We start from the raw sequence: 6203 nt of genomic DNA, 5'->3' as shown, positions 1-6203 counted from the left end.
GTTTTTTGTATCGCCAGTAAATCTTTGAGTTCTGCGACAGTCTCTTTAATTTCTAGCTGATATACCCCTGACATTGTTTACCTTTTATCTGGTTTAATCTTATTATCGCATCTGTAGGCTTATTTTAGAGAATTGGTATTAGACTAAAAAATTCAAGAGTAGGAATTGAAACGATTTTGTATGAATATATAGATTGTGGAGGTTCTCCACAAGAAATAGCTCAAATATATCAATCAGTTTATTTATAACAGGTATATGCAACTATTCTGTGCTATTTACAAAACAAAGAAATTGTCAGCAATTAGATGAAAAACTGAATAAAACATCATTATAAAATGAGAGAAGAGTAAAGAATTAATGCCACACTAGTATCAGAAAAACTTCGGCAACTTAGAAAAGAGAGGCAAGGGAAAAAATAAAGTTTTTCACCCCACTGATGCTTGAGCTTCGCAGTGTAGTCTTGCGGCAATGCGGAATAATTCTTGACCAGTATGTAAATAGCGATCATCATAATTTAAGGGGAAAAACTCTAACTCTTCTAGTCCATCTCCCACTTGATTTAAGCTGTAGTAAATATGGGCAGCTGCTCTGGCTAAACTAGGGGGATTAGGAAGAGAACGAAAGGTAGTCTGTGCTAACTTTAGGTCATGGCGACAGACTGTGAGATATTCTTGAAATTCTTCTATTAATTCATCATCAAAAGGGTCAGCCGCTAGTTGCTCAATTTGAGACTCTAGGGAATTGAGAATGTTACAAAGTAGGCGGTTAACTGGCTGATAAACTTCCCGCAGCCATTCTTCAACCTTTTCATCTGCATCTTTACCAGATTGTCTGGTGGATTTATAGCGTTTTTGTGCAGTATGAGTACGTTCTTGCCGTTCAACTCTGGCTTTTTGGGAATATTGCAGGGTTTGGTCGTAATTACGGCGACTTTGGGTATCGCTTAGTACCTCATAGGCAGCATTAATTTTGATAATTTCCTCATGGTCTGCCGTTTCCTGGTTACTATCGGGGTGAAAAAGCTTCACCAAGCGGCGATAAGCTTGTTTGATTTCCGCTTGGCTGGCATGAGGATTAACTTTCAGGGTTTCGTAGTGATTAGAATCAGACATCAATTCAACTAAAATTTAGTTGACGCTGGTGACTACCTTAGCCTCCAGGTCTTGGAATAGTGGTGTACTTAGGTATCGCTCGCCAAAACTCGGCTGAATCATAACTATTAAGCGTCCCTCGTTTTCTGGACGTTGGGCAATGCGAATGGCAGCACACAGAGCAGCACCGCTAGAAATTCCAGATAATAATCCTTCTTCTCTGGCTAATCTGCGACTGTAAGCGATCGCTTCTTCGTCTGTAACGGTGATCACTTCATCTATTAATTCTACCTTCAGTACCTGGGGAACAAAACCTGCTCCAATACCCTGAATTTTGTGGGGGCCTGGTTTACCACCAGATAATACTGGACTATTAGCAGGTTCTACAGCGATCGCTTTAAAGCTGGGTTTTCTAGACTTCAACACCTCTGCTACACCTGTAATGGTACCCCCAGTACCCACACCAGCCACTATCATATCGACCTGTCCATCTGTATCCTGCCAAATTTCTTCCGCAGTGGTTTCGCGATGGATTTTGGCATTTGCTGGATTGCGGAACTGTTGCAACATATACGCATAGGGTGTTCTATCCACTATTTCTTGCGCTCGACGAATGGCCCCACTCATTCCCTCAATGCCAGGTGTAAGTTCCAATTCTGCACCATAGGCCCTTAACATCGCCCGACGTTCTGCACTCATTGTCTCCGGCATAGTTAAGATTAACTTATAACCTTTGGCCGCTGCTGCCATAGCCAAGGCAATTCCTGTATTTCCTGAAGTTGGTTCCACCAAAATTGTCTTTTTGGGATGAATCAATCCTTCCTCTTCCGCAGCCAGAATCATACTTAACCCAATTCGGTCTTTTACGGATGCAGAGGGATTCATGCTTTCCAACTTCACCACAATTTGGGCTACACAGCCTTCAGCTTGAGGAATTCGGTTTAACTGCACTAATGGTGTCCGACCAATGAGTTCTGTAATGTTAGGAACTATCCGCATAATAAATTTTTTTCCTTTAAATGTAGTACATGATATCTAACTGTCGGCGAGAATCTCGTTTTTCACACAGATCCTGAAGAGAATATTTTTGCAACACAGCGTTTGCGGCCTGACAAGCTTCTTGCCAGATTTCGTCTACCACAGAACAATCAAGATTTTTAGGATTGGTGTCTTCATCACCAGTCCTGATATCTAGTCCTTCTAAACATTCTAAAATTTCAAACAAACTAATTTTCCAAGGTTCTCGTGCTAAAAGATAGCCTCCTTTCGACCCGCGCTGACTTTTGACAATTCCTCCACGCCTCAAGGTAGCTAATAGCTGTTCCAAATAGCGATCGGGTATATTTTGTTGAGCCGCAATTTGGCGAATTTGCATTGGTTCACCGCTTGCGTAATAGGTTGCCATTTCTAATAAGGCAAGAATTGCGTATTCACATTTACACGATAGTTCCACAACCAGCAATTTTAGGATAAAGGGTATATAGACTTAGCTGTACTCTGAGCCTAATATTGCCCACAAAATAGGGCTGTCTTGAGGCAAGGGTAGCTTGAAGATAGAAGTATCAAAAACACCTAACTAAGGATCAATAATCAATTAGTTTCATAGTTTTTAACACTTCTTCCTCTTCTAGTATACTCCGGTTCTCCACTGGGGTTTGATCATTATTGAGTATGAATAAAAAAATCCCTGCCAACTGGCAGGGAAATTATAAACTTTGCAAATAATTAATTGAGTGCTTTTGGTCTAGAACGTGAATGTTGTTCTTAAAGTACCGATGAAAGCATCATCGTTGTTGTCACTTTGACCAGGAGATGATAACCAAATCACACCAGGGGTGATAGAAACGTTGTCAGAAACGCGATATTTGTAGAAGCCTTCAACTTGGTAAGGAATTGAGCTAGCGCCAGACTGACGAGAGTAAGGTTGTGCGCCACCGAAAATACCCAGTACGTTACCCTTCTTACCGAAGTCAGGTAACGCTACACCAATACCATAGCTCCAAGCTTCTTTATCATTGTTATTACCTAAGAGAGTAACATCATGGTAAGAAACGAAGCCGCTGATAGATAGTTTATCGCTAGGTCTAAAGGCTGCTGATAGGCCATAGGAATTGCTATTACCACTCGCTGATAGACTATTAGCTTGTGAAGTTCCTACTACAGGTAGAGCACCATTTAAAGCTCCACCTTGGTCAAATAAACTACTACCAGCCCCATGGTAACCATGTACATAAGTGGCAGCTAAAGCCACGCGATCGCCTAAACTAAAGTTTAGCTGACCCAAAGCGGCATAATTACCATCAAATAAACCGTTACCAGGGTTAGGATCATTAGCGTTGGTTGCCAAATAGCCCAAAGTTAGTGAACTGGGTTTGAGGATACCACCACCTTGACCAAAAGGTACATTCAGCGCTAAACCTGAACCACCACCAATGCGGTAAATGGGATTTTCTGCGGAGAAGGTTGTTAAAGCACCATTACCACCATCACTCTTGTCAAAGAAGTAAGGGTTATTAACTGCTGCGTAATGGCTGTGTTGTCCACCAGTAGCTGCTAGGTAAACCTGAGCAGGGCCAATGGGAGCTTCATAAGTCAGTCTATCTAAATTAACACTGTTATCACCGGTGCTACCGACATTAAATGTTTGGAGTCCAGTGCCATCAGTGAAATTGTTGCCGTCATTACCCCGGACGTTGACACGGTTAGCATTACCAGCAGATAGGCGAGTTGTTAAAATATCTCTACCTGTAAAGCTACTTTGCAAGTTTAAACGCACTCTATTTTGGAAAGCAGCACGGTTAGCATTGCTAGTTCTACCACCAAATCCATCAGTCAAAGCAAAGATAGCTTCACCTTGTAATTTGGTGGTTGTGGAAAACTGATTGGCTTCCAACTCAGCAGTCCGAGCTTCCAGGGAATCAACCCGACCGCGCAGAGTAGCTAATTCTGCGGAAAATTCTTCTTGTAGCCGTTGTAAAGTGGCTAAATCTTGCTTGGTAACTACATCAGCTGTAGCTGTAGCGATCAATTCGTTCACCCGATCTAAACAAGCATTTAAACCAGCAGCAAACTCATAGCGGCTCAACGCGCGGTTACCACGGAATGTACCATTGGGATAACCTGCAATACAACCATAACGTTCAACTAAGGACTGCAAAGATTGGAAAGCCCAATCGGTGGGTTGAACGTCGGTAAATTGAGAAACTGATGTTACCTGAGACTGAGAACCAGTATCTGTGCTGTAGCGTTTAACCTGGTCTAGAACCTGACTATCTTTAGTAGCTTGAGCCAAAACTTCTGGCTGTTGAGCCACTTCTGTAGTAGCTGCGGGGATTTCTGCTGAAGATAATTCTGTGGTGGTATTGGGAGCCGCAATTGCTGCTGCTGACACTAGCAAAGTTGCTCCTAAAACTGCTGGGCTAACCACCAGGGATTTCCACAAGAGATTAGACATTTTTCCTTTACTCCTCACACCATTGTTATAGATGACTGTATTCGCTGTACCTAAACTTTCCAGAAATGCAACATCTTGATGAAACCTGTGGGTCAGGCATGATTGCCATTACTACAATTTTAGTTTTTGCAAAGCTAACAACTGATTAACTAATTGTTAAAACTCGATGCGATTAGCTTATGTAATTAAACCTATCTATAGCTTATTATTATCATACATTTGCGCCTCGTGACAAGATAGAAACAAGTAATTCAACAAATTACAAATCCAACAAAGAACATATTCAGTTGCACAATGTTTCATTAGCTGTAGTGTTTACTCTCTTGCTACTCGCTAATGATTGGAGCTTGACAGGGAATCAACCATCACTCGATACATGAGTTAATGGAGTCCCTGCTGAATTGTCCTTAGTGATTTGTGTTGGGATGGTTATGCTAACAGCTTTTTAATTTGAGTTGGCAAGAGCCATAACTAAATGATGGGCTGTGGAGTCTCTAAGTTCCTTAAATTGATCAAGAAATTTAATGCAGCTGATGGGATGATAGGTGATGGAGGGGTTATATTTAAATTCCCCCAGAGAAGTGAAATATCCAGTTTTTACAGTGCCAATTTTGAGTTGGGTTTAACAACTCCATCAGTTTGCTCACTAGTTACCATATCTGTCAAGATGAGTGTTCACTTACTGTAGTGAACATTGGTTTGACTTTTCGTCATTACAGACAGCTAAATAGTTGGACTTTCACAACAAATTTAAATAAAAATTTTCCTAACTTATGGCTAGGGGCAAGTATCAAGAGAAGATGCCATCAAAAATATCCCAAAAAACTATCCGCCCTAATTTTAGATCCGGTGATCTAAGTTAGGGCGGTCTAGCGGGTCTTCAGGTTGCAACCAGACTGCCGGGAGGAACTCCCACATCAGCTTTGGTTAACGAGCTAACTTAAGTATCTCAATCGAACTAAAGCTAACTGCTTAGAGAACAGCCCCGGCGCACAGCCGGCTAACTGCAACCTGATGACCCATGCGTTTACTACTTTCTATCATGGGCATCACCTCCTTGTTGCCTAAGCGGTCTCAATTTCAAAAAGGCAGAAGCTAAAATCTTCTGGGTTTGTAACCTTGAAATACTATAGCACAAAAATTTGGGAAAGGAGTTCAGGATTACAGAATTAAGTAGTACAGAATATTCATTGAGTAATCTGAATCACAGTTAATCTCATCTGTTGATGCAGACCCATTTTTATTCTTGTAACTTCTGTAACTCCTGTCACTCCTGTATTCTTCAATTAGAGAGCGTTACCACGAGGTAGCACTTCTTCTGGGAATACAAATTGTTCGTGGGGCTGATCTTGAGGAGCCATCCAAGCGCGGATACCCTCGTTCAGCAAAATGTTTTTGGTATAGAAGGTTTCAAACTCTGGGTCTTCTGCCGCCCGTAATTCTTGGGAAACGAAGTCATAAGCCCGCAGGTTTAATGCCAAGCCGACAATACCTACAGCACTCATCCACAAGCCTGTCACTGGTACAAACAACATGAAGAAGTGCAACCAACGTTTGTTGGAGAAAGCAATCCCGAAAATCTGTGACCAGAAACGGTTTGCTGTCACCATGGAGTAGGTTTCTTCTGCTTGGGTGGGGTTGAAGGCGCGGAAGGTGTT

Annotated in this window: 4 protein-coding genes and 1 pseudogene; all 5 read right to left on the bottom strand. The window is 41.8% G+C overall.

All coding sequences use genetic code 11. From position 1 onward, the window contains the following. Positions 1–425: 425 nt before the first annotated feature. The gene (locus H6G73_RS23995; protein WP_190609031.1) at positions 426–1112 is read right to left on the bottom strand and encodes a J domain-containing protein; all 687 of its coding nucleotides are present in this window, start codon (positions 1110–1112) and stop codon (positions 426–428) included. 15 nt (positions 1113–1127) lie between these two features. Continuing rightward, on the bottom strand, positions 1128–2090 hold the full coding sequence (gene cysK / locus H6G73_RS23990; RefSeq protein WP_190609029.1) for a cysteine synthase A: 963 nt from the start codon (positions 2088–2090) through the stop codon (positions 1128–1130). 16 nt (positions 2091–2106) lie between these two features. Beyond that, complete coding sequence (locus tag H6G73_RS23985) at positions 2107–2544, bottom strand: RrF2 family transcriptional regulator (protein WP_190609028.1); 438 nt, start codon at positions 2542–2544, stop codon at positions 2107–2109. Between the two features lie 291 nt (positions 2545–2835). Further along, on the bottom strand, positions 2836–4545 hold the full coding sequence (locus tag H6G73_RS23980) for an iron uptake porin (protein WP_190609026.1): 1710 nt from the start codon (positions 4543–4545) through the stop codon (positions 2836–2838). 1286 nt (positions 4546–5831) lie between these two features. Further along, positions 5832–6203: pseudogene (locus H6G73_RS23975) on the bottom strand (photosystem II D2 protein (photosystem q(a) protein)); the annotation flags it as partial.

The sequence above is a fragment of the Richelia sinica FACHB-800 genome (genome assembly GCF_014698825.1).
Taxonomy (GTDB): Bacteria; Cyanobacteriota; Cyanobacteriia; order Cyanobacteriales; family Nostocaceae; genus FACHB-800.
The sequence above is the reverse complement of the archived record's forward strand: the minus strand, read 5'-3'. Positions and strand labels throughout refer to the sequence as shown.

Bases quoted from the DNA above. Each gene is read 5' to 3' on its own strand.
- H6G73_RS23995 (WP_190609031.1), bottom strand. From the start codon at position 1,112: ATGTCTGATTCTAATCACTACGAAACCCTGAAAGTTAATCCTCATGCC.
- cysK (WP_190609029.1), bottom strand. From the start codon at position 2,090: ATGCGGATAGTTCCTAACATTACAGAACTCATTGGTCGGACACCATTA.
- H6G73_RS23980 (WP_190609026.1), bottom strand. From the start codon at position 4,545: ATGTCTAATCTCTTGTGGAAATCCCTGGTGGTTAGCCCAGCAGTTTTA.